The organism is Bacillus pseudomycoides DSM 12442, from assembly GCF_000161455.1.
In the GTDB taxonomy this organism is placed as follows: domain Bacteria; phylum Bacillota; class Bacilli; order Bacillales; family Bacillaceae_G; genus Bacillus_A; species Bacillus_A pseudomycoides.
In genome coordinates this window covers 1,677,470-1,703,659 of the sequence record NZ_CM000745.1, presented here as the reverse complement: position 1 = coordinate 1,703,659, position 26,190 = coordinate 1,677,470, and the positions used below count along the sequence as shown (strand labels likewise).

Here is a 26,190-nt window from a genome sequence, read left to right as displayed (position 1 = left end):
TATATATATNTNTNTNTNTNTTTTTTTGAGTATTTGTTATGACGTTGTTTCTTAAAACTATAAACTAATGATTATTTTTTTACCTCCTTAAACAAAAAGCTGGTCCTCAAAATTTGAAGACCAGCTTTTTTAACTCGCTTTAAAACCACCACCTAATACATCACGCACATCGTGAATGACAACGAATGCATTTTCATCTTTTTGGCTCACGACTTTCTTTAATTGAATGAGCTCTTGTTTATTGATGACAACATATAATACTTCTTTGTTATTTCCTGTGTAACCACCTTTCCCATCTAGTACTGTTACACCTCGTGTCATACTCTTCATAATGGATTCTCTGATCATGTCTGGATAGTTTGAAATAATTGTTACAGCAGTCTTTGTATTCAATCCTTCTACAATAAAATCAATAACCTTTGCACCGATAAATACCGCTACCAGCGTATACATCGCTTTTTCCTGCCCAATAATAAATACTGAACCTGCAATAACGACGATATCAATAATTAATACACCTTTTCCAACACTCCAACCTAAATATTGGTTTGCTAATTGTGCTATGATTGCAGATCCACCTGATGTACCACCTGCACGGAACATAAATCCTAAACCAACACCAACGAAAACACCCGCAAATAGAGCTGCTAACAATGTATCATGATTTACCGGAGTCGCTATATCTTCTGTGATATATAAAAAGAAAGATGAAGAGACAATACCAAGTATTGTATACACCATTGTCTTTCTATCAAAAAACTTATACCCAATTGCAAGTAATACTGCATTTATTAAAAGGTTTACAGTACCTGGTGACCATTCAAACAAATAATATGTAATAACTGTAAGCCCAATAACTCCACCTTCAGATAACCGATTTGGAATAGCAAAAAAGTTAATCCCAATCGCAAACAATAATGATCCTATTACGACAAGCGCTACTTCTTTCACTCTTTCATTTATTACTCTTTCATTCATTACTTTTCCCCCAATATATAGTTTCCAGCCTACTTTCAGATCAGAGAATCAAGCGAATTCTTTCCATTTCTCTGCATGCTTTTCTATCATTTCAATTAATTTCTTCATTGCAGGAGTTAACCATTTGCTTTTATGATATGCCAATTCCGTTGTAACGAAATCTTTACTATACGTCCATGGTAGTACACTTAGCTTGCCTTGCTCGATTTCTTCCTTTACCGTTATAAACGGTAAATAAGATATCCCTAGCCCACACATAACGGTTTGCTTAATCGCTTCAATACTCCAAAAATGAATATGAGAACAATTAATACCATCTTCTTTAATCCGTCTTTCTAACAAATCTCGGTAACTCCCTGGCTCTGTAAGCAACAACATTTCTCCTTCTAAATCAGCAGGACTAACGCTCACCTTTTTTGTTAGTGGATGTTTGGGCGGAGCAATAAGCACAATCTTCTCTTGAACAAGAGAATGAGTAACAATGTCTGTACCTAGTTGCTCCGGATGTGTAAATAAAGCGAAATCAAATTTTCCTGATTTTAGCTCATTGTGCAATTCTTGACTCTCTGATGGTTGTAAAATGATATGTACTTGCGGATACTTCCTTTTAAATTCATATAAAACAGCAGGTAATCGATAAATCATTAAAGACTCATTCGCTCCAATGCGTATTGTCCCTGAAAATTTCCCGTTCATTTGAGATGATTCCAATGCTTCATTTGATAATTCCAATATTTTATGCGCATAAGAAAGCATATGCTCCCCTACATCAGTTAAAATTACCTTTTTTCCAAGACGATCAAATAATGGATTTCCAATCTCTTCTTCTAATGATCGAATATGATTAGTAATTGTCGATTGCGTATACCCAAGTTGTTCTCCAGCCCGTGTAAAGCCACCGCTTTCCGCTACAATAATAAAAGTTTTCAAATGGCGCAGCTCCATACTTACTCCTCCTGTTGTACGATCATTCTTTTGTTTTATATAAAGCTAAAATATAATTTCCGGATGTTTTTCTTGTTATAACCATATCTTCATAATAATGAAAAAGTTAATATGTAGGTTACATAGTTTTCTCTTACGCAGAAATGCAGTCCATTGTTCACCGAGACACCAATAAAAATAATCATTCTCATGAAATTAGTTGGTTTTAGTAACAATCTCATATATTTTCTATTCTGCGAGCTTGAGCGATTCCCTAAAAAATCATTGATTAACTATCTAAACGACTTATTAAATCGAACGATTTATGCACAAATAGCATTCCGAAAAGAAGGGCAATTAAATAGCTGTTCCTGTGCACTCACCTAATCGCTATTATATATTTAGAATGCAAATAAATAAAATGAATTATTTTAATAGAAATCATTTATAAAAATGATGGATAAACCTAATGTAATCTAGTTAGACACCTTTTTTAAAAAAGGAGTGTCTTTTTCATTTACAACTATTGACATAATCAAAAAGAAATATCAAAATCATTATAAATTAGTGAGTTACTAATTTATAGTTAAAAGAGGTGAACAAAATGAAAAATATATTATTTCGCATTAATGAATTAGCAAAAAAAGAAAAAGCTTCCGGACTAAAAAAACTGAAAAATAGGAACAACAAATGTTAAGACAACACTATATGACAGAATTTCGCGGAAGTTTAGATTCCATTTTATTAAATACAACGATTGTAGATCCTAACAGGGAGAACGTTACTCCACTTGCTTTACAGCATGCACAAAATCGTATGAACCTTACAAATTGAGATCCAAAATCGATTCAAACGACCAATTTCACAAAATAATATCAACGTAAAAAGAGCCAAATTTCTATATTGAGAAATTCCGGCTCTTTTTGACATAGTTCTATGTCTACTACATTGTAATTCAAACACCATATCAATCCGCATATTTTTGTTTCACCTGTTGATATTTTTCCCATGTATCGATATCAAAAAATATTTTGTCATTTTGAGACAACAATGAAATTCCATTTATCGTAGGCTTCATAAAAATTGCACGTGCTCCTTCATCCCCTTTCAACGCTTTAAAAAACGGAAACACTTTCTTTGTAAATAAAACAGGAGGTTGCCTTACTCCCCTATAACTCGCTGCTACAAAATGAATGTTTTTATTTTGCTCATAGCAATCCATTATCTTATTAATAAATTCAGCTGTAACGAATGGTTGATCCGCCAAAAGAACAACCACTGCATCTACATTTATTTTTTTCGCCATTTTAACACCACACTGAAGAGAATATGACTGTCCCTTATCAGCGTTTGGACAAGAAAGAATATACACATTTTCACGGCACATCCTCTTTAATATCCACGTGGGGTCATTTGTAACAACAATAATATGAGAGAGCCTTGAAGAAAATGCCGCTTGTAACGCTATGTTTCCAAGTGGTTTCCCCTGTAATGGTAAGTATAATTTATTTATTCCTGGCCCCATCCTTCGACTGTTTCCAGCAGCTAAATATATCCCTGCAATCTTTATTTTACTTCCCCCTTAATTCTTGGATGATTTCAGCTATGATACTAATCGCTATTTCAGTTGGCCCTTTTCCACCAATTGCAAGCCCTACCGGAGAATGAATATTTTTTGGTATCGCCTTTCCTTCTAATAGACGAGCAGTGCGGTGACGTGGACCTAAAATACCAATATAGCGAACACATTGTTTCAATAACAGTTCAACCAATTGCTGATCGCGTTGAAAATGGTGAGTCATAATCACAACAAAATCTTCTTCTCTTAATAGAAGTCGTGGTACAATCTCTTTCGGAAACCCATTCATACAAACATCTGCACTCGGAAAATGTAAAGAATTACATAACGATTCACGCCAATCACAAACTGTTACAACAAAGTTTACTTCTTTTGCAAACCGAACAAGAGGTTTCGCATCCTCCCCCGCTCCAAAAATAAAGAGTCGTGGCTTTGGTGCAAAGTGTTGATAAAACCATTTACCGTATAAACCATGTAAGGAATGAGTTGAAAATAAAGCTTCTTCATTCCCAAACATGTCACCATTCTCACTTACAAACAAAGTCTGTAATGAAGAAAGGTTCTTTATCATTCGAACTGAAATACCCTTCTTAAGATATTCATATAGTGTTTGCAAAAAAGCTTTGTACTCCTCATCTATATGCTCAACTAATATACGAATGATGCCGTTGCATCCCATTCCCCAAGATAAATCATCTTCTGCTTTTGTATTAAACTGATGGATAGACCAAGTTTGATTCTCTATTACTTCAGCTGCATAAATAGAAACCTCTTCTTCTAAACAACCTGCACTTAACATTCCGACTTTCGTTCCATCTTCACCAAAAAGCATGATTGTTCCTTCTTTACAATATGCAGATCCTTCTACATGAATAATCGTCGCTAAAGCACATCGTTGTTCACAAGATAGTAGTGCTTCTAGTACAGTATGAACAGAAGTCATCATTGATGCTCCCGTTGTTTTTGTAAGACAGATTTCACAGCTTCTTCAATCTCTTGATAACTTGTGCACCGGCAAATATTAGAACTTAACCATTCTTCAATAACTGAATCATCCACATCCATTTTTTGTGTAACGAGCGCATGACAATTTATAATAAACCCAGGCGTACAATACCCACACTGAAAAGCCCATTTGTCTTCAAAAGCTCGCTGAATAGGCGTTTCCCGTAAGCCTTCAATCGTTGTAATCCGCTTATCAATCGCTTCCACTGCTAACATAATACAAGACTTAATTGGTAGCCCCTCAACAAGAACTGTACAAGCACCACAATCACCGTTTTCACATCCCGGCTTAGCTCCAGTTAGACCGAGGTTATGTCGTAATGTATATAATAGCGTATCTGCCATTCTGACAATCACTTCACTATCTTCCCCATTCACATGAAGAATAAATTGCCCATTCCCCATTATTTCACCCCTTCCAGCTTCATCAGCACATCATAAAGCACATGTTGCAAAACAAACATACGATAAGCACGCGAACCTCGTATATCATCTAATATAAGTGCGGGAATATGAAGAAGGGCGCGCTCAATTCTCTTCCTTACTGGAATATCCCAATCGTTTAACACTGCCTCTATTGCGAGCGACCGAAATGGAAAGGCACACAATCCACTAAATGCAATTCGAATGTCTTCATCACTTTTTAACGCAGCAACTGTTACAAGTGGGTAATCAATTTTCTCTAATTGCCTTTTTTTTACACTGTAATAAGGAGATTCTATATATTTTTGATCGGTGATAATTTGTATAAGAAACTCACCTTTTTGCAATTGTAACTTCTCAATAAACGCTTGCTGTGCCTTGATATACTTTATACCTTCTTTTCCTGCAATAACAAATGTGCTATCAGCTAGTAAAAAAGGGAGTACTGCTTCCCTATATATAATTTTCCCTGCAATGTTGCCACCAAGCGTAATTTTATTTCTTGCTGTGTGATCTGCAGCCCTTCCGGCAGTCTCTCCAAGAAGAGGGAATACTTTTTTCTCTTGAACTTGTGTTAATGTTAATGTAGCTCCAAGAATAAGATTTTGGTCATTCCACACACAAATATTACATTCGGGAATATCTTTCAAATCAATGACCGCTTTCGCAATTATTTGTTGCAAACGCCCCATTGTAATAATTTCAGTGCCTCCTCCATAATAAATAGGCTTTTTTCCCTCTTTATCCAGCTGATGAAATAATCGGATTGCTTCTTCGATACAATTCGGACGATAATATTCAAAGTCAAATGGTATCATATACACCATTCTCCTCCGCTTGTTTTACTTTCCAAATCAATTCAGGATTAATAGGTAATTGACGAAGTGAAATACTAGCCGCAATAGATAACGCATTCGCTAAAGCAGCTGGCATACCGATAATTCCATGCTCACCAAGCCCTCTAGACCCAAATGCAGCTTGATCATGCGGTACTTCTACAAATTCAGCAATGTATTTTGGGTGTTGCCCATAATGCATCACTTTATAAGAACGAAACCGATTATTAAGAACTCTCCCATACAAGTCATAGTGAAATGTTTCTCTCGTCGCAAAACTTAATCCCATACTCATAGCCCCTATAATTTGTGTTTCTGCTCCTTTTCTATTTAAAATCCTTCCAGCATCTGCAACCGTTACTGCTTTAATTAATTTATACGTATATAATTGTGGATCAAATTCAACCTCTATTGCCTGTGCTCCCACTCCCCACTCTGGTCCTTGTTTCCCTTTTCCTGTTTCATAGTCAACCTTTGTTATTCCTTCAAAAATATATGTACCTCTTCCGATTATTTGCGCCCCTGCCACATTCCCACTCGAATCAACATATCCAAAAACAATTTTTGAAAATGGTACGTAAATATCTGGATTTGTTTTTACATATACAGTCTTATTTGCAATTGTTAATTCACCTGCTGGTATTCCAAGTACATTAGCTGCCGTATCTAGTAACTGCTTCATTACATCTTCCGTCGCTTTTACAACTGCATTTCCAACGAGATGTGTCGTTCGACTGGCAGCTGTTTTCCAATGTTTTGGCGCTATTTGTGTATTGACTTCCATCATAATAGATACATCTTTAACATTCATATTCATTTTTTCTGCAACCATTTGTGTTAAAGTTGTTTTCGTTCCTTGTCCAATTTCCACTGCACCACAATTGACATTTACACTCCCATCACCATTAAAGGTTATAGTCGCACCCGCTCCAGCATTATTTGGTGTAGTCGAATTTTTCCAAAAGCAACTAATTCCTTTTGCCCGTATCCTCCCATTTGGTAAAACAATACGATTCCCTTCTTCCCAACTAATAAGCGATTTTAACTTTTGTAAACACGCCCGAATATCCCCCGTATTACTTTTTGTGACTAATACTTGTGTTGGTGTTGTATCTCCTCCCTCAATTGTATTTTTCATACGAAACTCAAGCGGACATATATTTACTTTCTTTGCCAATATATCTATCATTCTTTCAATTACAAATGTATACTCGGCATGACTATATCCACGAAACGATGTCGCATATGGATGATTCGTATACATACAAAGCGAATCACACGATACATGCTGAATTGAGTATGGACCTGTACAGTCTAATCCGGCCGCTTTACTCATGGTCACTGCCCGATCAGCATACGCACCGCCATCAAATAAATATAAAATCTCTGCAGCTTGCAATTTCCCTTTCTTTGTACATCCAAGCTTTACTTTTGCTTGTAAACCAATATGAACAGGCGATGTTACAAAATCTTCTTCTCTACTATTCCGCAGGGTAACACGCCTCCCACCCACTGCTTTAGAAGCAAGATACACTAAATACTCAAGTTGTACCGCTGTTTTTCCACCATACGCCCCTCCAACTAAAGGCACATGTACAATTATTTTTTCCTCATCAATTTGAAACGTCTTACTAAGCAATCTTTTAATTTCAAAAGGGGCTTGCGAAGTAGAATGAATAATAACCTCTCCATTTGGCTTAATTTCTACTTTCGCACATCGAGTTTCCATTGCAGTATGATCAGATTGCCGAAAAGAAAACGTTTCCTCTACAACAACTTCACTATTTACAAACCCTTCTCGAATATCTCCCTTACGAATTTTCGTTCTATTTGCAATGTTTGTATGCGCTTCTGGATATACTTCTTCTTCCAATTCATATTGTTCTATATTTTCATGTACGAGTATATCCCTTTCTAAATAGGCTTGCAGCGGGGCGTGAACTACAGGCAGTTTCTTATATATAACACGTATTTGTGCTGTTGCGTGTTTAGCAATCGCTTCGCTATCCGCTACGACAAGTGCAATAGGCTCACCAAAATACCGAACTTTTTCGTAGGCTAACGGGGGACGATCTACAATACTGGAACCGACCAGAATAGGATAATCTGCGCCTGTTATTACAGCATGAACACCAGGGATTTCCTCAGCTCTCCTTATATCAATACTTTCAATAAAAGCATGCGCATACACACTTGTTAAGAGTTTTGCGTATAAAGTACCTATCTCAATCTCGTCATCCACATATTTTGCTCTACCCGTTACTTTATCTGCACCTTCTTTTCGTTTAATACTTTTTCCAATAATGTGATACGGTTTCATTTTAGCCCTCCCTTCCTTCTACTCTTCTACCAACCTTATTCGTAGCCACCCTCATTTAGTACGGAACTCTTTATAGATGCACAATACCATTAGAGAGAACTTCACCTAACCTTGTGGACAGTTTACGAGTTTGAAATAGATAAGAAGCAGACAGAAAGAGTAATCCTGCAAAACGGTCGATCCATCCCCAGAAAATTCCCATTCAAATAGAAAAATGTCTTTCATGAACAGAATTTCAATGGTTATATAAATAAAAACATATTCTTCACACAAAAAAAGAAGCTCTCCCTACATATAAATTTTAGGACAGCTTCTTTCTTATATTCATTTGAAATTAGATTAAATCCTCAATCGAAAATGCACCCGGTAACAATTGTTCAACCGTTACTTCTTTTTCATCGCCTTTTAGATTTGTTAATAACACTGGCATTTTAGGATCGCAAAACTCTGCAATGACTTGTCTACAAGCTCCGCATGGTGAAATAGGCCCATCTGTTTTACCTGTAATTACTAAATAACTAAAATCACGTTCCCCTTCTGATACTGCTTTAAATATAGCCGTTCTTTCAGCACAATTACATAGACCGTAAGAAGCATTTTCTATATTACAACCTGTATAGATCTTACCTTCTTTCGTAACCAACGCTGCACCAACAGGAAATTTAGAATATGGAATATAAGCTTTTTCTAACATCTTCGTTGCTTCTTCAATGTATCTTTTTTTATCCATGTTATTTCCTCCTCAGAGTAAATTAATCCTATGAACCATTAATCAGTTATAATTGTATGAATTAAGTTAGGAGTTTCAGCCTTTTCTGATACAGAAATGTTTTCATAAATTTTAGCTTTTACATCTTCCACGTTTTCACGATTCGCGTAAATCGTAACAAGTGGTTCCCCTTCTTTTACAGCTTCACCAACTTTTTTACGTAGCATTAAGCCAACAGCTAAATCAATTTCATCTTCTTTTGTTGCACGACCTGCCCCTAGAAGCATGGCAGCAATACCTATTTCATCTGCCACAATGTTAGAGACTACACCTGAAGTTTTAGCAGGTACATCAATTACATATTTAGCTTGTGGTAACTTTTCTGGATGATCTACAATTGAGCTATCTCCACCTTGATTACTCAAGAACTCCTTGAACTTCTCAATTGCTTTTCCATTTTTCATAACTTCTTTTAACATTTCACGTGCTTCTTCTAACGTATTCGCTTTTTTCCCAAGTACAACCATTTGACTACCTAATACAAGTACTAATTCCGTTAAATCTTCTGGACCTTCCCCTTTTAATGTATCAATCGCTTCTTGTACTTCAAGAGCATTACCAATTGCAAAACCAAGAGGTTGTGACATGTCTGAAATAACAGCCATTGTTTGACGCCCGACATTATTTCCAATTCGCACCATTGCGTGTGCTAATTCTTTCGCATCCTCTTCTGTTTTCATGAATGCACCAGCACCTGTCTTAACATCAAGAACAATCGCATCAGCACCAGCCGCAATCTTTTTACTCATGATCGAACTTGCGATTAACGGAATTGAATTCACTGTTCCAGTAACATCACGTAGTGCATATATTTTTTTATCGGCAGGCGTTAAATTTCCTGTTTGTCCAATAATTGCAACCTTGTCACGGTTCACTAATTCGATGAATTGCTCTTTCGTAATTTCAACATGGAAGCCTTCTACTGCTTCTAATTTATCAATTGTACCACCCGTATGGCCTAAACCTCGACCAGACATTTTTGCAACTGGTACATCTAAAGCAGCTACTAATGGTCCTAACACTAATGTTGTTGTATCACCAACACCACCAGTTGAATGTTTATCTACTTTTACTCCTTCAATCTCAGATAAATCAATTGTTTCTCCAGAATGCACCATAGCCATCGTTAAATCGGCACGTTCACGGTCAGACATGTCTTTGAAAAAGATAGCCATTGCCAGTGCACTTACTTGGTAATCAGGTATTGATCCATCTGTATACCCTTTGATAAAGAATTGAATCTCCTCTGTTGTTAATTCTTTACCATCACGTTTTTTCGCGATAATATCTACCATTCTCATCTGAATCACCAATCCTTTTTATTTTTTATTCGTCTAGCTCTTAAATTCTTAATATATTAAACCAACTATTGTTGCTGATAAAAAGCTTACTAAAGTTGCACCAAAGAGTAATTTCAAACCAAATCTTGCTACTACATTCCCTTGTTTTTCATTCAAACTTTTAACAGCACCGGCGATAATTCCGATTGAAGAGAAGTTTGCGAATGAAACAAGGAACACTGATATGATTGCTGTTGTTCTGCCTGAAAAATTAAAGTTCCCTTGTGCTAAATTTGTCATAGCTACAAATTCATTTGATACAAGTTTCGTTGCCATGATGTTACCTGCGTTAACAGCTTCATGCCAAGGGACACCTATAATAAAAGCAAATGGCGCAAATACATAGCCAAGGATTTCTTGGAATGAGATACCAATTACCCCTTTAAAAATTGCATTAATGAAAGCAATTAAAGCAACAAATCCAATTAACATAGCCGCTACTGTAATAGCAACTTTAAAGCCATCAATTATATACTCCCCTAATACTTCGAAAAAGGTCTTTTTCTCTTCCTCTTGTACTTCTAACATATCTTCTTCTTCAGTAACCTCGTAAGGGTTAATGATAGAAGCGATAATAAAACCACCAAACAAGTTAAGCACTAAAGCGGTTACAACGTATTGAGGCTTTAATAACACCATGTATGATCCAACTATAGACATAGAAACCGTTGACATTGCAGATGCACATAATGTATATAATCTTCTTTCCGATAATAAACCTAACTGTTTCTTAACCGAAATAAATACTTCTGATTGTCCTAGAATCGCTGAAGCTACAGCGTTATACGATTCAAGTTTCCCCATTCCATTTATTTTACTTAAAGCTAAACCAATGTATTTCACAATAAATGGCAATACCTTAATGTGTTGCAGGATACCAATTAAAGCTGATATGAAAACAATTGGCATTAATACCCCTAAAAAGAATGAAAATTCTTTTTGATTTGCTAAACCACCAAATACAAAATCAACACCATCACCAGCATACTTTAACAATTGTCCAAAACCATCTGCAATCCCAGCAATTAACACGTTCCCGATGCTTGTATTTAATAGTAAGAAACCTAAAATAAACTGAAGCACAATCATCGTTATAATAGGGCGATATTTCACTTTTCTTCTATTATTACTAGCAAGCCATGCAATGCCTAACACAATGATCAAGCCTATGATACCGATTACATATTTCATAAAATTCCCCCTCCTTTTCCGTATCCGCTTACATATTTATCAAGTGTTAAAGTAATAGATACACCATGCTCCTTGCAGTTTGTGTATCTATTACTTACAACGTTTTATGAATTAGTAGTTATCTGAAGCACCATTTTTGTCATCTAATACGATTGCAACACTAGCGCTTGCTCCGATTCTAGAAGCTCCCGCTTCAATCATTTTCTCTGCATCTTCTCTTGTACGAACACCACCAGATGCTTTCACACCAACATTTTCTCCAACAGTTTTACGCATTAATGCGATATCTTCAGCAGTCGCTCCACCAGTTGAGAATCCAGTTGAAGTTTTTACAAAGTCAGCTCCAGCTTTTACAGATAATTCACAAGCACGTACTTTTTCTTCATCTGTTAATAAGCATGTTTCAATAATAACTTTTACAAGTGCTTTTCCTTTTGCAGCTTGTACAACTTCGTAAATATCTTTTTCAACGAATTCATTATCGCCATCTTTTAAAGCGCCAACGTTGATTACCATGTCAACTTCAGTTGCACCTTTTGCAATTACATCTTTTGTTTCAAATACTTTTGTTTCAGTTGTATTCGCACCTAAAGGGAAACCAATAACTGTACAAACATCTACATCATGTCCTGCTAATTCTTCGGCTGCTAATTTCACCCATGTAGGATTAATACAAACAGAAGCGAAATTGTATTTTTTTGCTTCTTCTAAAACTTTCATAACATCTTCTTTTTTAGTATCCGGTTTCAAAACTGTATGATCAATTAACTTTGCAATGTTCATTTTCTTCACTCCTCATATCTTTTAACAACTTCATTCTAACTCCACTCTGAACAAATGTAAACACACTTTTGAAATTATGTTCAATATTTTTTTGAGATAGCGAACTAAGTTTTTAAAATTGACACAAAAAAGGGGATACCCTATTAACAGCTCCCTCATAAAACACAGTATTTATTCATTTATAAAGTGAAACTTTAATCAGTGAAGGGGCTTCACCCCTCACTGATTATCAGCCCTCACCAATCCGACTTTTACGGGATTAAAAAATTCCTTTCACAAATCTCTTATACAAACCATTATTTCATCATGAATTTTTTACTGAAAAACTCATATATTGCACAACCACATACTAAAAGAAGGTTTCTCAAATTCATATTTTTGAGAAACCTTCTTTTTTAACCTTTTTAATAATTTAAAAGCTCTTTCGCGGTATGCTGATCTATAATCAGCACATTTGCATATCCTCCGCTTAACGCACCATCTATTGCTTTTACTTTTCTAGAACCTCCAGCAACAAGAACAGAGCGTTTTTTTAAGCGCAACTCCTCTAAATCAATACCAATTGTACGCTGATTAATTTCCTCACTGCAAATATTACCAGCTCCATCAAAGAAACGTGAACAAATATCACCAACAGCTTGTTCTTTCAATAAACTCATCTCTTCTTTATCTAAATAGCCTAATCGAAATAATAGAGCTTCGTCTCTAACAGTTCCAACCGTAAAAATTGCAATATTTGCTTGTTTTCCCATTTCAATAATATGGTGAATATGTCTATCCTGCTCCACTAATTCCTTTGTAACTGCGTTATCAAATATAACTGGAAGCGGTAGATTTCGTGGTGTCGTTTGAAATGCATCTGCAAATAAAGCGATTGTTTCATTCGCATAGGTATTAACACTTGAGTGACTAATACCCCCTTTTAATTGAACAACCTCTACCCCTTTTACATGTTGCGGCACAATTTTTCTTGCGATTTCATACATAGTGGTTCCCCAGCTCACACCAACGATATCACCATTTGTAACAGTCTTCTCCATATACTCAGCAGCATATTTACTAATATATTCCGTAATAGTCGCATACTCTGGTACCGGAGAAAATACGATGTGCGCTTCTAATAAATTATATTTTTCTCTAAGTAGATTTCCTACATTATCTAAATCAGCAAATGGATCTGCTATGTTAATTTGAACAAATCCTTTTTCTTTCGCATATTTTAAAAGCCTTGAGATGGTCGGTCTGGAAATATTCAGTTTATTAGCAATTTCTTGTTGGCTATAATCAGATTGGTAGTATAATCTTGCAACTTCAACACTTAATTGTTGTTTATCTTTATCCATAGTAGCTATTTATATATCCTTTCCTACATTTTTCTATCATTTACAAGCATTATACCGCTTTATTCTAGGAAATTCGACCATCTAAATTGATAGCCAACATTTTCAGAGTAACTTCAATCAAATTTATTTATTAGGCGAAAAAAATTTCTATCAATAAGTTTCTTTTTTCTGTCCCTTGAATTAACACATATGAAGTTCCTTAAACCTCTATTTATCCTCGTTTCAAACTTCAACCAAAACAAAAAAATCAGCGGAGGCTCCCCCACTGATTAGAGTCTTACTTTATTCTACTACACCTTCATGTAATTTTTCTGTATAATTCTTGACATCCTGCCAACTATCTCTAGCTGTATTCAGATCTTCTTTGATAAAAGTAAACTCCTCAGGACTGATGCCTTTTACATTTTGCAACAAATTATTATACTTCGCTCCAATTGTATACCACTGATTCGATATATTTTGAAGAGAAGTAATGGCTGCATCAATTGTTTCCGTCATATTGATTGTCTTATTTTTAACATCAGTCAAAATAGCTACTTCCGCCTGTGCCCCAGAAATTCTAGCCTTTAAGTTTTCGATTTCTCGTTCTGCATTTGCAATATCTTTCTTAGCGACAGCAATCATCGGCCCACCAGCGAGACAAGTGATTAACGCCACACAAAGTGCTGCTCCCGCAATAACCATATCATTACTTTTTTTAATTGAATCATTGTAAGTATTGATTTGCTGTTGCAACAGCGGAATTCCAGCATTCGTACTTGCTAAAATTGAGGTTAATTGATTTGCATCATCCTTAAAGCTTTTTGTATCTTCTGCCATTCTATTTCGAAACGTTTTTAGATTTCCTAACAGCTTATCCACTTCACTCTGGTTGTTCAAAATGACATTGTACAATTTTTCTAAATCAGATTTCAATTTCCCGCTGTCTTTTTGGTCCATAGCTGCTAATAAATTGTTGTAATATGCTTGGAATGTATCATTAAATTCCACAATATTTTGATCCGTCTTCAAAATTTGAGGTTTCATTTCATCTAACCAGTATATCGCATTCAACTTGGCCTCTTTTTGGTGCTTGATCATATTTTCTCGTAAACTACTATTTACTGCACTTATTTTACTCAAATCTGTTTCTTGTTGATCACGAATTGTTTTCGCATATGCATCCATTGCAAATACACTAGATGTTGTTTGTGCCATTACATCCTGGAATCCTGCAGGACCAAGAGAATAGTTTTTATTGCTTTCTTGCAATGAATGTATTTGCCCCTTTTGTTCTGCTGCAAGAGGATGCAGTGGTACAATATTACTTGTCGTAACCCCAAGAACCATCATTGACAACATGATTTTCTTATAAAGCCTCTTATTCATATCTCCACCTACTTTGTATAAAGTACAACTTCTATCAGCTGAGATTCCCTTTATCTCAATCATTCTCTGTGTCTCTCTGTTCACGAATAATGAGATTAAAAATCTCCTGCTCAAAATTGAACAGGAGACCTGCATCCCATACTTTATATGTCCGAAAAAATTATCAAGTATCTCCATATAAAGCATTAGTGATTTATTACGCTTTTGTATCCACTACTTTAATATCCTCAGCATAAATCTTTTCAGCATAATCTTTAATATTTTTCCAGCTATCTTTAGCAATATTTAGATCCTCTTTGATGAAAACAAGATCGTTAGGGCTAATAGATTCAACGTTTTGAAGTAAAGAGTTATATTTTGATCCCATTGTATACCATTGATTTGAAATATTTTGCAGTGCAGTAATGGCTACATCGATTGTATTTGTTAAATATTCAGTTTGAGTTTTAATATTTGTTAAGCCAGCTACCTGTAATTGAGCTTGCGAAATTTGTCCTGTTATCTTTTGGATTTCTGCCTGTGCATTATCAAGTTCTTTCTTCGCTAAAACAATTCCAGCAGTTCCCCCTCCTATCGCTGCTGCTCCACCTGCAATAAGTCCAATTCCTAATGGAGTCCCTGCACCAGTAGCAATTACAACTGCACCACCTATAATCGCAATTGGTCCTAAAGCTGTTGCAACTGACGATCCAATAATAATTGCGTTATATTTACCAATCGCCTCATTATACGTTGTGATTTGGTTTTGCATAAGTGGAATTCCAGCATCTTGACTTGCTAAAATAGACGTTAATTGATTTGCATCACCTTTAAAGTTTTGCGTATCTGTTGTCATTTTATTTCGGAATTGTTTTAGGTCTGCCACTAACTTATCTACTTTTTCTTTGTTCTCTGTAATACTAGCAGATAATCTTGTAAGTCCTTTTGTTAGTGTTGCTTTGTCTTTATTATCTACCGCTGTTACTAACGTATCATAATAGTTTTGGAATTTCGTATTATAATTAATAATATTTTGGTTCGTGGAAATCAATTGCGGTTTAATTGTATCCAACCAATGATTTGCATTTCCTCTAGCAACATCTTGATGATGAACAACTTTTGTTTTTAAAGAATCATCAACTGTCGTTATACCATTAAAATTAACATTAGCTTGTTTGATAATTGTTAAAGCATATAGGTCCATTACTAAAGCATTTGAACCTGTTCTTGCCATCGCATCTCTTAGACCGTCTGGCCCTAATGAATATTCAGAGTACTTGTCCGATGCATCTGATACACTAGCATGAATCGGAATTGGTTTTGTTGTGCTTTCCGCTGCATAAGTATGTGCTGGTAGGATATTACCTGCTGCAACTACTGCCATGATTGCCGATAGAGCCATTACTTTATAAGGTTTTTTTGTCATTTTTCTTCTCTCCCTATATCATTAATTATTATGATGTATTGTCTGCAAGAAATTTAATGTACCATTACATTTGTCACGTAATCTTCAAATTGCTTCGTTTGTTTAGCCATCTCATCATTTAATCTTTTAAGTTGACTAAATTGTTTTTGGAGTGTACTACTATCAATAGAAACACCTGTTGCAAGATTCTCTTTCATTTGAAGCATAGTTTCATTCACTGACTTCCAATCATTCACCAAATACTCCAAAGTTGTAATTTGTCTATTAATTAGCTCCGTAAAACTTTTTACCTGATCTTCAATAAATGTAATTTCAGTTACTTGAATTTCAGATTGTGATAACTTTTGAATAAGTGGTAGTAATTCTTTTTGCTTCTGCTGAATTCTATTCGCAGCTTCTCTTGTTTGACTATCTGCAGCATTTACGATTTCATCGCTAAGAGATCCAATCGATACAAAATCTACTGTTTTTGTCTGAGCTGTTTGATTCGTAATTGTAAAAACTTGTTTCCCAATATTAATTGAGCCTTTAATAATTTCATTTGGTCGATTTAAAATCTTTGTAAGTTCCGCTTGAATCTCTTCTTGAATTCTTTTAATATCCGCTCTTATTTGTACAATATCTCCATTTGAGCCCTTTAATGATTGAATTGCTGTGTCAGCCTTTTGAGATAGACTTGCATTATCTTTATCCAATAAAGCTTTAAAGCGATTTAACTCAAGTAAAGTTTGTTCCATGTCATCTTGAATTGTTTGTGATTGACTATGGAGTCTACCGAAAGCGCTTACAAAATCATTTTTTGCTTGTTCATCTTCATTCACTTTTCCAGCTAAATCATATAATTTACTATAATAGCTATTAAATCTTGTACTATATCTCATCATTTCTTGATTTAGATCCATTAACTTCGGATTATACTCATCTACCCATTCACGGACATTCGTTTTTGCGATCTTTTGAAAATCTGTCAAACTACTCATAGCACTTACTTTAATATCTGGCTGTTGTAAAATAACTAATCCGTAAGCTTGTATTAAAGGAGTGTTTGCCCCTAAAGTTCTTATCGAATTTGACAATGTATTTCTAGCCGTAATATTTTGAACACTTGTTTGTTTAAATTCTGATTGATTACTTTCTGCGAAAGCACTTATAGGTGTTAAGCAACTTGTAGATACTGCCGTAACCAATAGCCCTGTAAGTAAAGTTTTTTTCACTTTAACTCCTCCTAATATATTAGTAACTAATTATATCTTTTTATATAGATTTAATACTGTTTATTTCTTTGTAATAGACAAATATAGGAAACGTTTCCATACATATTCAATCTTTTTCGAATATATATGAACTCTATTAGTTTTTATATTTCCTTATTAGCGATTTCATCCCTTACTTTTTTGATTCAAATTAGAACTACTATCTTAATAAGAAAATAAAATCATATTTTACTATATCCACCTCTTTCGATTCATTAGGTTTAAAATATAGCACCACTTGGACTTAAACTAAATCATATAAGCTATTCATCATACCTTTTATTTACTGAATGAATTTCCTACCATGAATCTTCTTCCAATTCCCTATAAAACTAAGAAAGAAGATTGCATATGTTACACAAAAATATTATTCATTTTTCACAATTCATTAATAAGGCTATGAAACAAATAACTGTGTTTAAATTCAAGTTTTATACTGTAGCCTCATTTAAACACAGCTATTTTTTATCGTAAAGGTGTATTTTTTCTTCCGCTATTCCATAGGCTTTTTGTCTTTATTTCAATATAAAGTAACATTAACTTTATAAAATATTAATAAGAGTATTTTCCATTGAAAAGCACCTTTATCTCTAAAAGAATTGCCATAGCAATTATTATTTCAATATAATTATTATGAGTGTATGCAATTATGCATACACTCTTTTCACAAAGCAGATTTCCTTACTTTAAAACTTTTTCCCCCTTACAGAAAACAATTCATTTTCTCTTTTTATAAAAAAGAAAATGAATTAATCATCCTCCTGATAGAAACATTCCCTTTCTGCTCTTTTATTCATAGGTAGTAAGTCCCATCTATATCCTATATTCATTATCTAAAAGCGAGCGCTCACTAGCCCCAATTAAATGGTCAAGTTTACTGAGAAATCCTATTCTATTTCTATTTTTTGATTAGCAAAGTATACTACAAACTACCACAGTGTCTACATTTATTACGCCTCCGATAATAGTAAGCTATCGTAGCGCCAAACAGAGCCACTCCCCAAATTGGCCATAATAACTCTGGACCTTCCAATGCCCATCCCCTGTGATCTAGGCCCCCTTTATTAATAAAACCTCGGATGTACATCAAACCAGCTGAAGTAACCATAATGGAAACCAGTGAAGCCGGGATAATCGCTAATGAAAGAGGTACACGCTTACCAGCAACAAATAGAAACCAACGCGGAAAAATTTCTCCCCATCGCTGAATAAGCCCTAGCGTAAGAATTGCCCCTCCAAGCGCTACGGTTGCCAAAGACGCACCCATTAACCAAATTCCAGGTGAATCACGTTCAAAAGAATCAAGTAATTCTTTAGTCGTTCCTAGTGGAATGCCTATCGCCCAACACCATCTTGTTATGGAATAACAGATGGGAATTATAATAGCAATGTAAGTGCACCATTTCCCCCAAGATGCTGCTGAGGATTGTGATGTCCATTTAGAAGGATTACTATTTCGGCCACAATACGGACAAGCATTTCGTATTTGGCGTTGGTAGGCTAAAGCAGTAGCAATCCATAGAAAGGATCCGAGCATACTAATATATTGATTTACAACCGTCCCATACATCATGTGTTCAAAAAAATTAGCTTCAGATGGAAAATCAAATGGCGCTCCAACCAGAAAGACAATTCCATACGCCGCAGTCGCCAAAATACGGTAATCGATAACTGCAAATAATAGAATTGCTACTAACATATACACAAACGTGAGCAACATCATTCGGAAAAGTCCCTTGCCCCAGCCAAGAATCATCAGGACAGCTACAATGACTCCCATTAATCCAAATCCAACCATCATAGGTGCACCGATCTCAGGCCTCAAACCAGCTAGCATTGAGTATTCAGAATGTGGATCCCCTATCCCAAGTGGAAAACCTTTTCCTCCCAACGCCCAATACAAACCTAATATGAAATACATAAACGACCACGCACCTGCAACATACCCAATCCATTTTGGCCATAGCGATAACCGCTCAACAATATGAATTCCGGTTTCACTTGTTTTCTTTATCTTTAACATCTCGAAAACCATCCCTTCTATTAGAAAGTTCAAATGCTAAAACTTTCCGCAAAATCCACACTGGCCTTTCCTTCTTTGATAATAAGCAAGAGTTGCCACTCCTAATGCTATTCCCCATGGAAGCCAAAATAGTGAAGGCCCCAATTTCCAGCATTGATGGAACCATCCAATATTTTCAAAATGATAATCGGACTTATTTTTAATCCCGCAAGAGTGATAAGAACAGATGCACATGTCGCTGGTATCACCGCGAACCAAATAGGAACACGTCTTCCAGCCAAATAAAGGCACCAACGAGGAAAATTTTCTCCCCATTTTTGGATAAGTCCCAATGTAAGAATAGCACCGCATATTGGTAATCCCCCAAGTACGACCTCTATCAAACGTTCCGTAAATGATTGATTGCTAATTAATGTTGCTGCTGCATCACTCACTCCCAATGGAATCTCTGCAGCCCACGCTAAGCGGACAATGCCATAAGGAAGTGCCATAACGATAGCAATGTAGGTTGCATATTTCCCCAAACTGTTTCCGGCAATTGAGTTATCCTGAGTCTCCTTTTGGCGCCCGCAATTCTCACATGCTTCCCGGCTCCGCCGCTGATAAGCCAAGGCTGTGGCTCCCCACAAAAATCCTCCTACCATACATAGAAGTTGATTTATTACAGACCAATCAATGAGTTGAAAGTGTAGCATGAATGAATAAGCGAAATTCTGTAATACCCGGACATCAGGAATCACCAACACTAGAGTCATACACATTATCCATGCGAAAATGAGCAGGACTGCACGTGGAATCATTCCCCCCCCACATTCGGATTGTAGCCAATGCAGCGATTGCTCCAATCCCTCCAATGCAAACGATTGTCACTCCTCCCACATCTGATTGTATGTTTGCTAAAAATGATCCCATCATAACCCCTCTTGAATCATTTTCACCAAAAGGAAATCCTGCGCCTCCTAAAGCCCAATAAAGCCCCAAAATCCCATACAAGAAAGACCAGATTGCAGCTATATAAGCAACCCATCTATGCCAATCTGACAGCAGTTTATTTTGATTCCTCTTCCTATCTTTCAATGTGTATTCTGAGTTATTCTCAGTCGACTGTCGTATATAATTTAATTTAAAAACCATAGTCTCCAACTCCTTAGTGGATAGTGATGAGTAAGTTCATACTATAATAGGAGAAACAATTTGAAACGAATCCACGGACCTGTTTATAAACAGGTCTAAAGATCCGTTTATAAACAGGAGTTTACATGATTAAGGCTTTAGGCCCACTTCTTGTAAATGTCGCTAGAAAACAAAAACCCAATTCCATGTAAAGGAATTGGGTTGAGAACTTTCTAAATATAAATCAATAATCGCTTTCCTGATTCGGACGCATAAACCCTTGTTCCCATGCAAAAACAGCAGCTTTCGTACGATCAAGCATATGAAGCTTACTTAAAATGTTACTAACATGGCCTTTCACTGTCTTTCCACTAATGAAAAGACTTTCAGCAATTTCAGCATTCGTGAGTCCCCTAGCAATCAATCGTAATACTTCCAATTCTCGTTCACTTAGCTCGGAAAATGGATCGGGAGATGCCTGTTTCGTAGCACGAATCTCATTAACAACCCGTGCAGCCACCCGTGGATGCATAATGGATTCGCCTTGTACGCCTCTCCTTACCGTTTCAACCAATTGATTAGGCTCAATGTCTTTAAGCACATATGATATCGCCCCTGCACGTAACGCTGGAAAAATGTACTCGTCCTCATGATAAGAAGTCAACACAATCACTTGAGAACGAGGACTAACTTGTTTAATCATTCGTATCGCCTCTACACCATTGATACCCGGCATCACTAAATCCATGAGTACGATATCTGGCACAAGCTCAGCAGCTAGGTCCGTAGCATTCTCACCATTCTCTGCTTCTCCAACCACGTGAAAGTCAGGTTGAATTGTGAACAGAGTATTCAATCCTTGTCTTACAATTGCATGATCATCAACAATTAAAATCGAAATCGGATCTTCCTTCTCCATTTTCTGTCACCTCTTCTAAATAACCATTGGCATTCGGATTGTTATCTTCCCAAATGTCTGCTTGTTTACATTGAACGGTAATTTTCACACCTTTCTCTATCCCGCTTTGGATATCGATATTCCCTTTTAACGCATGAATCCGTTCACGCATAGAGGACAAACCTACTCCTTGTCGAGCTCCCCTTTGCATATCAAACCCACAACCATTATCATGAATAGAAAGAGTTACTACTTCTTCGCACTCTAGATGAATCATTACCATATTTGCTTGACTGTGGCGTGCAACATTATTCAGTGCCTCCTGTGTGATGCGAAAAAATGTTTCTTCAATAATGGGGGATACTTGTTGCTGTCCACTTGTCTCCAAATTAACCATGATACCCGTTTGTTCTTGCCACATCCCCGCATAATCTTTTAATGCATGTGCCAAATTCTTTCCCTCAAGTGCGACAGGACGTAATTCCCGTATTAATGCACTTAACTCCCGCTGCGTTTGATGTAACAAGTTTTCTGCCTTTAGTAAATGGTCTTTAGCGATATCATCATCTTTTCCAATAAGGGATTTACTAGTATTCAGCCAGATAGATGTAGCAAACAGTTGCTGCTTAATACTATCATGTAGCTCACGAGCTAATCGATTGCGTTCCTCAAGTGTCGCTAAATCTTGCCGCACTCTAAGTAAGGTACGTAATTGTTTTGCCATTTGATTCAACTTATATGCCAACTGCCCTAATTCATCCTTTGAAGGATCATGTACAAATGTTGTGAAATCTCCTTGACTCCATTGATCTGTAGAGTTTAATATCTTTTGAATACGACGAACGAGACTTCGAGAGGTGATAATTCCAAAAGTAATACCAACAATTGCTGCACCAATAAAGAAAGCCAAAATACTAAATCCAAAAAACTGAAAAGTAGCCTTCCAAAAATCGAACAAAGAAAAATGTATGTTTTCTGCTTTAACTACTAATACCCCAAGAACATCTTTCTCATTAGATAACGGAGCAACAATATATAAAACCCCACCTTTATGATAGCTATATGTTTTTAACTTACGTGCTTCGGATGGTTTCAGTGACAGAGCTGTATATATATTTCGATAAACTTTCGCAGGGAACTCTGTTTTAAAATCAATAAACTGAGGCACATTCTCTCCAGCACTTGCAAGTAATTTCCCATTTGGATCAGTCACCACAGAAAATCCATCGAATTCAGTCCCTACTTCTATGGGCCAATCTTCTAATGCCTTCTTCAGTTGATTTTGATTAATCAATGGTCCATTAAAGTTAGAAGATATATTTTGGGCCTGTATGCTTATCTGTTGTTCAAACATTTGGTCCGCATTATATTTCACTAGACTAAGTGAAATAAGAAAGCCTACCACTTCAAGGGTTAATAGAACACCAATGGTTGTTAATACATAAAATAAAGTCAGTTTCCACTGCAAGCGGCGGAAATGCCGGACAAAACGAGACAAAAATTTCATGTTTTTCCCTTCCTAATTGAAAGTATAGTGACCACCGTATTGTTCAATTCCCACTAAAATCTACTTCCTACTATAAAATATGTATTGAAATTTAACATTCCTCCCCCCAAGAAGCTTCTTTATATCATTCATTCTAAATTTAATTTTTCTTGATAAATTAGAAATTTCCTAGCGTACCCTTAAAATTATTTGTGCACGAATATATCCTCTCCTTGCTCTTCTGTAAATCAGATCCTTTTCCGTCTTATCATTCACTCTATTTTAACAACTTCTTAAAAAGATAGATTGGTATGGAGAAACAGATATAAACTCCCCCCCTTCTACTTAATGACGAATGTGGATGTGGAACATGCACTTTTGTAATAATATTCTTAAAGAAAAAATCAAAAACTATATATCTTTATTGCCTTAATAGTAGTAAATATATTCATAAAATGTAGATAATCATTTTAAAAACCAGGGTCGTTCAAAGAATTGGTGAAAGTAAATGGATAGGAATTTTAACAAGGTTAGAAAGAATAACTTTTGGAGTGGTAAAAAGTTTCGAAATACCAAATTTAACATAAGGATTGGATACACAAAGATAAGATATAAAACCTATTTGTATAAAAAGGTAGCTCTACATAAGTAAAGCTACCTTAGAAATTGCTTGTTCTATAATCTTTATTTTTTCAAATGATACGGTACAGTCGTAATAACTACATTTCTCTTATAGAGCAAGAATGCACGAATCAATAAGCTAGACTGGTTATGAAGAATATTGTGCCAGCCTTTCTTAGGAATAAATTGCGGTATTACTACAGTAACCCGATAATTTGATTCGCTCGCTTTATATTGAACTGTATCAATAAATTTGGTTAGCGGCTGAATAATACTTCTGTAATGAGAGTGTAGTGTCACCAGTCTAACCTCAGGCTGCCATTTCTTCCATTTTTCTTCAAACTTCTTCTCATCTTCTCTTTCAAAAGAAACGTAAACAGCTATGACCTGATCTGGTGAAAGGGATTTAGCATAATTTAATGAATTCTCTACTACATGAGTCATCCCAGCAACAGGAACAATTATGACATTCCCTTCAATCGGCACAATTGGTTCACAAGTTTTAAGACTTAATTGATCACCTACCGCTTCATAATGCTTTCTAATTCGATGAAAAACAATAATAATGACAGGTAAGAAAATTAAGACTGTCCAAACTTGTGAAAACTTAGTTAAAAAGAACATACTCATAACTATAAAACTAATAATAGCACCCGTTAAATTAATCGTTAATTTTAAAATCCATCCTTGAGGCTTTTCACGAATCCATTTTACCACCATTCCAGACTGGGACAACGTAAATGGAATAAACACGCCTACTGCATAAAGTGGAATGAGATGTTCTGTTTGCCCTTGGAAAGCAATAATTAAAAGAATTGAAGCAATTCCAAGTATGATAATTCCATTTGAATACCCTAATCGGTCTCCTCTAACTGTAAACATTCTAGGTATAAACTTATCTTTTGCAAGATTAACTGCTAATAAAGGAAAAGCAGAATAACCAGTATTAGCAGCAAGTATTAATATCAACGCTGTTGTTCCTTGAATAAAGAAATACATGAAGTTCCGTCCAAATGTTTCTTCGGCAATTTGTGAAACAACTGTTACCTCTCCACTTGGAGTAATACCATAATAGTAAGCTAAATATACGATTCCTGAAAATAACACTGCAAGTAAGGAGCCCATCGCAAGTAACGTTTTAGCAGCATTTTTAGGAGCCGGATCTTTAAAGTTTGGAATCGCATTGGAAATGGCTTCAACACCTGTCAAAGCAGAACTACCTGATGCAAATGCTTTTAAAAGTAAAAACAAACTAACCCCTGCTACTGGTGTACCAATTGGTGTATGCAAATTAGGTGAGACTTCACCTGTTACAATGTTGTATATACCTACACCGATTAATATAAATAACGCTAAAACAAATAAATAAACGGGATAAGCTAAAATAGAAGCTGATTCCGTTACTCCTCTTAAGTTCAAAATTGTAATAAATAATACAAAGATAATAGCAATAATTACATTATGAGCATGTAAGCTAGGAAAAGCAGATGTAATAGCATCTGTACCTGCAGATACACTTACTGCCACCGTTAAAATGTAGTCTACTAATAAGGAACCTCCAGCTATTAATCCTGGATTAACACCTAAATTTTCTTTTGATACTACATATGCTCCCCCGCCATGAGGATAGGCAAAAATAATTTGTCTATAAGACAAAATTAGAGCTGTTAGCAAAACTAAGACTCCTATTGCGATTGGAATAGAATACCAAAATGCTAACGCCCCCACCGTAGATAGAGCAATCAATATTTGCTCCGGACCATAGGCAACCGATGATAATGCGTCAGAAGATAGAATCGCTAACGCTTTCGTTTTATTAAGCTTTTGCTCTCCTAATTCGGTTGATTTTAAGGGTCTTCCAATTAAAAACCTCTTTATAGTTGAAACCACTGCTGTCCACTCTCCAATAACTTTGTACGTACATTTCTCTTTTAGTCAAATTAATACGCTATTTTTCAGAAAACAAAAAATGTCTACAAGCCATAACAAATAGACTTGTAGACATTAATTTTTTTGTCGCACAAGCTCCACCTTCCTTCTCATATAACGCTTACGAGGTTAGCTGTCGGATTCGGGCCTGTGAGTAGCCCTACCTCTTTTGCAAGGATTCACCCCTTGGATTATGTATCAATCCATAAAAACGGTTCCCCCGTACCATCAGGTTTCAGCGATTTAGAAATTCGAAACTGTCGATTATCATACTCCCTTATTTAGAAAAAGTAAACAAAAATTTTTAAACAATGGCTTAAATTTTTAGAAATAGAAAAATTGTGATGATTATATAGGGTATTACTTCGTGAATGAATATAATGCATCATATAAAATTAGCTTTTGAAGTTTTTGCACCACAATCAAATTATTTATATATACGCTATCTATTAATGAATAGACTTCACCTTTTTTCAACTACAGTATACATATATCTAGACCCATCGATTACTTCTATCAGTTCCCCTATTAATACTCTTATTGTTCGAAATATTAAATCTAAAACCCGTTTTATTTGTAGGATTTCCTTACTTTTTGTCGAAT

General features: G+C 35.7%; 21 protein-coding genes, 1 pseudogene and 1 riboswitch. Of the genes and pseudogenes, 1 reads left to right on the top strand and 21 read right to left on the bottom strand.

All coding sequences use genetic code 11. The features are described 5' to 3' along the window. Positions 1 to 129: 129 nt before the first annotated feature. Both BPMYX0001_RS08445 and BPMYX0001_RS08440 read right to left on the bottom strand, forming a co-directional pair. Positions 130 to 978: a YitT family protein gene (locus tag BPMYX0001_RS08445; protein ID WP_003196864.1), complete on the bottom strand. Its 849-nt coding sequence runs from the start codon at positions 976 to 978 to the stop codon at positions 130 to 132. Positions 979 to 1,026: 48 nt separating this feature from the next. Then, positions 1,027 to 1,923, bottom strand: a complete 897-nt coding sequence (locus tag BPMYX0001_RS08440) for a LysR family transcriptional regulator (RefSeq protein ID WP_006094525.1) — start codon at positions 1,921 to 1,923, stop codon at positions 1,027 to 1,029. A gap of 583 nt (positions 1,924 to 2,506) precedes the next feature. On the opposite strand from BPMYX0001_RS08440, the pseudogene BPMYX0001_RS32255 reads away from it, so the two are divergent. Further along, positions 2,507 to 2,736, top strand: a pseudogene (locus BPMYX0001_RS32255) (DUF896 domain-containing protein). Positions 2,737 to 2,869: 133 nt separating this feature from the next. On the opposite strand, the gene BPMYX0001_RS08430 reads toward BPMYX0001_RS32255, so the two are convergent. From BPMYX0001_RS08430 to BPMYX0001_RS08345, 19 genes are all read right to left on the bottom strand, one after another. After that, entirely contained in the window at positions 2,870 to 3,472 is a 603-nt protein-coding gene (locus BPMYX0001_RS08430; RefSeq protein WP_078211539.1) for a nucleotidyltransferase family protein, read from the bottom strand. 1 nt (position 3,473) lies between these two features. Further along, the gene (locus BPMYX0001_RS08425) at positions 3,474 to 4,424 is read right to left on the bottom strand and encodes an XdhC family protein (RefSeq protein WP_006094522.1); all 951 of its coding nucleotides are present in this window, start codon (positions 4,422 to 4,424) and stop codon (positions 3,474 to 3,476) included. After that, positions 4,424 to 4,891, bottom strand: coding sequence for a (2Fe-2S)-binding protein (locus tag BPMYX0001_RS08420; RefSeq protein ID WP_006094521.1), 468 nt, complete (start codon positions 4,889 to 4,891; stop codon positions 4,424 to 4,426). The genes BPMYX0001_RS08425 and BPMYX0001_RS08420 overlap by 1 nt, the downstream gene beginning before the upstream one ends. Then, positions 4,891 to 5,727, bottom strand: a complete 837-nt coding sequence (locus BPMYX0001_RS08415) for an FAD binding domain-containing protein (protein WP_033798821.1) — start codon at positions 5,725 to 5,727, stop codon at positions 4,891 to 4,893. The genes BPMYX0001_RS08420 and BPMYX0001_RS08415 overlap by 1 nt, the downstream gene beginning before the upstream one ends. Then, a complete protein-coding gene (locus BPMYX0001_RS08410; protein WP_006094519.1) occupies positions 5,714 to 8,065 on the bottom strand; it encodes a xanthine dehydrogenase family protein molybdopterin-binding subunit in 2,352 nt (783 codons plus the stop codon). The genes BPMYX0001_RS08415 and BPMYX0001_RS08410 overlap by 14 nt, the downstream gene beginning before the upstream one ends. 334 nt (positions 8,066 to 8,399) lie before the next feature. Beyond that, on the bottom strand, positions 8,400 to 8,795 hold the full coding sequence (locus BPMYX0001_RS08405) for a cytidine deaminase (protein ID WP_003206815.1): 396 nt from the start codon (positions 8,793 to 8,795) through the stop codon (positions 8,400 to 8,402). 38 nt (positions 8,796 to 8,833) lie between these two features. Then, positions 8,834 to 10,135: a pyrimidine-nucleoside phosphorylase gene (locus tag BPMYX0001_RS08400; RefSeq protein WP_006094518.1), complete on the bottom strand. Its 1,302-nt coding sequence runs from the start codon at positions 10,133 to 10,135 to the stop codon at positions 8,834 to 8,836. A 48-nt stretch (positions 10,136 to 10,183) separates the two neighbouring features. Continuing rightward, entirely contained in the window at positions 10,184 to 11,365 is a 1,182-nt protein-coding gene (locus BPMYX0001_RS08395) for a NupC/NupG family nucleoside CNT transporter (protein ID WP_006094517.1), read from the bottom strand. 111 nt (positions 11,366 to 11,476) lie between these two features. Further along, entirely contained in the window at positions 11,477 to 12,148 is a 672-nt protein-coding gene (gene deoC / locus BPMYX0001_RS08390) for a deoxyribose-phosphate aldolase (protein ID WP_018765387.1), read from the bottom strand. Between the two features lie 404 nt (positions 12,149 to 12,552). Beyond that, positions 12,553 to 13,491: a sugar-binding transcriptional regulator gene (locus BPMYX0001_RS08385; RefSeq protein WP_006094516.1), complete on the bottom strand. Its 939-nt coding sequence runs from the start codon at positions 13,489 to 13,491 to the stop codon at positions 12,553 to 12,555. A 282-nt stretch (positions 13,492 to 13,773) separates the two neighbouring features. Continuing rightward, a complete protein-coding gene (nheC, locus tag BPMYX0001_RS08380; protein ID WP_033799640.1) occupies positions 13,774 to 14,859 on the bottom strand; it encodes a non-hemolytic enterotoxin subunit C in 1,086 nt (361 codons plus the stop codon). A 196-nt stretch (positions 14,860 to 15,055) separates the two neighbouring features. Continuing rightward, positions 15,056 to 16,264 carry a non-hemolytic enterotoxin subunit B gene (gene nheB, locus BPMYX0001_RS08375; RefSeq protein ID WP_006094514.1) on the bottom strand — a complete coding sequence of 403 codons (1,209 nt, stop codon included), beginning with the start codon at positions 16,262 to 16,264 and terminating at the stop codon, positions 15,056 to 15,058. Positions 16,265 to 16,317: 53 nt separating this feature from the next. Then, complete coding sequence (gene nheA / locus BPMYX0001_RS08370; protein WP_003196831.1) at positions 16,318 to 17,478, bottom strand: non-hemolytic enterotoxin subunit A; 1,161 nt, start codon at positions 17,476 to 17,478, stop codon at positions 16,318 to 16,320. Positions 17,479 to 18,439: 961 nt separating this feature from the next. Next, positions 18,440 to 19,540 (bottom strand): hypothetical protein, encoded by a 1,101-nt coding sequence (locus BPMYX0001_RS08365; RefSeq protein ID WP_033798820.1) that lies wholly within the window; start codon positions 19,538 to 19,540, stop codon positions 18,440 to 18,442. Positions 19,541 to 19,647: 107 nt separating this feature from the next. Next, on the bottom strand, positions 19,648 to 20,169 hold the full coding sequence (locus BPMYX0001_RS33880; protein WP_167535675.1) for a hypothetical protein: 522 nt from the start codon (positions 20,167 to 20,169) through the stop codon (positions 19,648 to 19,650). 100 nt (positions 20,170 to 20,269) lie between these two features. Next, the gene (locus BPMYX0001_RS33875) at positions 20,270 to 20,674 is read right to left on the bottom strand and encodes a hypothetical protein (RefSeq protein ID WP_167535674.1); all 405 of its coding nucleotides are present in this window, start codon (positions 20,672 to 20,674) and stop codon (positions 20,270 to 20,272) included. Between the two features lie 223 nt (positions 20,675 to 20,897). Further along, complete coding sequence (locus tag BPMYX0001_RS08355) at positions 20,898 to 21,572, bottom strand: response regulator (RefSeq protein ID WP_018781406.1); 675 nt, start codon at positions 21,570 to 21,572, stop codon at positions 20,898 to 20,900. Beyond that, positions 21,535 to 23,058, bottom strand: coding sequence for a sensor histidine kinase (locus BPMYX0001_RS08350; RefSeq protein WP_018781407.1), 1,524 nt, complete (start codon positions 23,056 to 23,058; stop codon positions 21,535 to 21,537). Before BPMYX0001_RS08350 ends, BPMYX0001_RS08355 begins: the two co-directional genes overlap by 38 nt. Positions 23,059 to 23,721: 663 nt before the next feature. Continuing rightward, positions 23,722 to 25,548, bottom strand: coding sequence for an APC family permease (locus tag BPMYX0001_RS08345; RefSeq protein ID WP_003196822.1), 1,827 nt, complete (start codon positions 25,546 to 25,548; stop codon positions 23,722 to 23,724). 141 nt (positions 25,549 to 25,689) lie between these two features. Then, a riboswitch (cyclic di-AMP (ydaO/yuaA leader) is annotated at positions 25,690 to 25,838 on the bottom strand. Positions 25,839 to 26,190: the final 352 nt, after the last annotated feature.

Excerpts from the sequence above, each read along its gene's own strand:
- BPMYX0001_RS08445 (WP_003196864.1), bottom strand. The coding sequence starts at position 978 with ATGAATGAAAGAGTAATAAATGAAAGAGTGAAAGAAGTAGCGCTTGTC.
- BPMYX0001_RS08440 (WP_006094525.1), bottom strand. The coding sequence starts at position 1,923 with ATGGAGCTGCGCCATTTGAAAACTTTTATTATTGTAGCGGAAAGCGGT.
- BPMYX0001_RS08425 (WP_006094522.1), bottom strand. The coding sequence starts at position 4,424 with ATGACTTCTGTTCATACTGTACTAGAAGCACTACTATCTTGTGAACAA.
- BPMYX0001_RS08420 (WP_006094521.1), bottom strand. The coding sequence starts at position 4,891 with ATGGGGAATGGGCAATTTATTCTTCATGTGAATGGGGAAGATAGTGAA.
- BPMYX0001_RS08415 (WP_033798821.1), bottom strand. The coding sequence starts at position 5,727 with ATGATACCATTTGACTTTGAATATTATCGTCCGAATTGTATCGAAGAA.
- BPMYX0001_RS08410 (WP_006094519.1), bottom strand. The coding sequence starts at position 8,065 with ATGAAACCGTATCACATTATTGGAAAAAGTATTAAACGAAAAGAAGGT.
- BPMYX0001_RS08405 (WP_003206815.1), bottom strand. The coding sequence starts at position 8,795 with ATGGATAAAAAAAGATACATTGAAGAAGCAACGAAGATGTTAGAAAAA.
- BPMYX0001_RS08400 (WP_006094518.1), bottom strand. The coding sequence starts at position 10,135 with ATGAGAATGGTAGATATTATCGCGAAAAAACGTGATGGTAAAGAATTA.
- BPMYX0001_RS08395 (WP_006094517.1), bottom strand. The coding sequence starts at position 11,365 with ATGAAATATGTAATCGGTATCATAGGCTTGATCATTGTGTTAGGCATT.
- deoC (WP_018765387.1), bottom strand. The coding sequence starts at position 12,148 with ATGAACATTGCAAAGTTAATTGATCATACAGTTTTGAAACCGGATACT.
- BPMYX0001_RS08385 (WP_006094516.1), bottom strand. The coding sequence starts at position 13,491 with ATGGATAAAGATAAACAACAATTAAGTGTTGAAGTTGCAAGATTATAC.
- nheC (WP_033799640.1), bottom strand. The coding sequence starts at position 14,859 with ATGAATAAGAGGCTTTATAAGAAAATCATGTTGTCAATGATGGTTCTT.
- nheB (WP_006094514.1), bottom strand. The coding sequence starts at position 16,264 with ATGACAAAAAAACCTTATAAAGTAATGGCTCTATCGGCAATCATGGCA.
- BPMYX0001_RS08365 (WP_033798820.1), bottom strand. The coding sequence starts at position 19,540 with ATGTTAAAGATAAAGAAAACAAGTGAAACCGGAATTCATATTGTTGAG.
- BPMYX0001_RS33875 (WP_167535674.1), bottom strand. The coding sequence starts at position 20,674 with ATGGTTTTTAAATTAAATTATATACGACAGTCGACTGAGAATAACTCA.
- BPMYX0001_RS08355 (WP_018781406.1), bottom strand. The coding sequence starts at position 21,572 with ATGGAGAAGGAAGATCCGATTTCGATTTTAATTGTTGATGATCATGCA.
- BPMYX0001_RS08350 (WP_018781407.1), bottom strand. The coding sequence starts at position 23,058 with ATGAAATTTTTGTCTCGTTTTGTCCGGCATTTCCGCCGCTTGCAGTGG.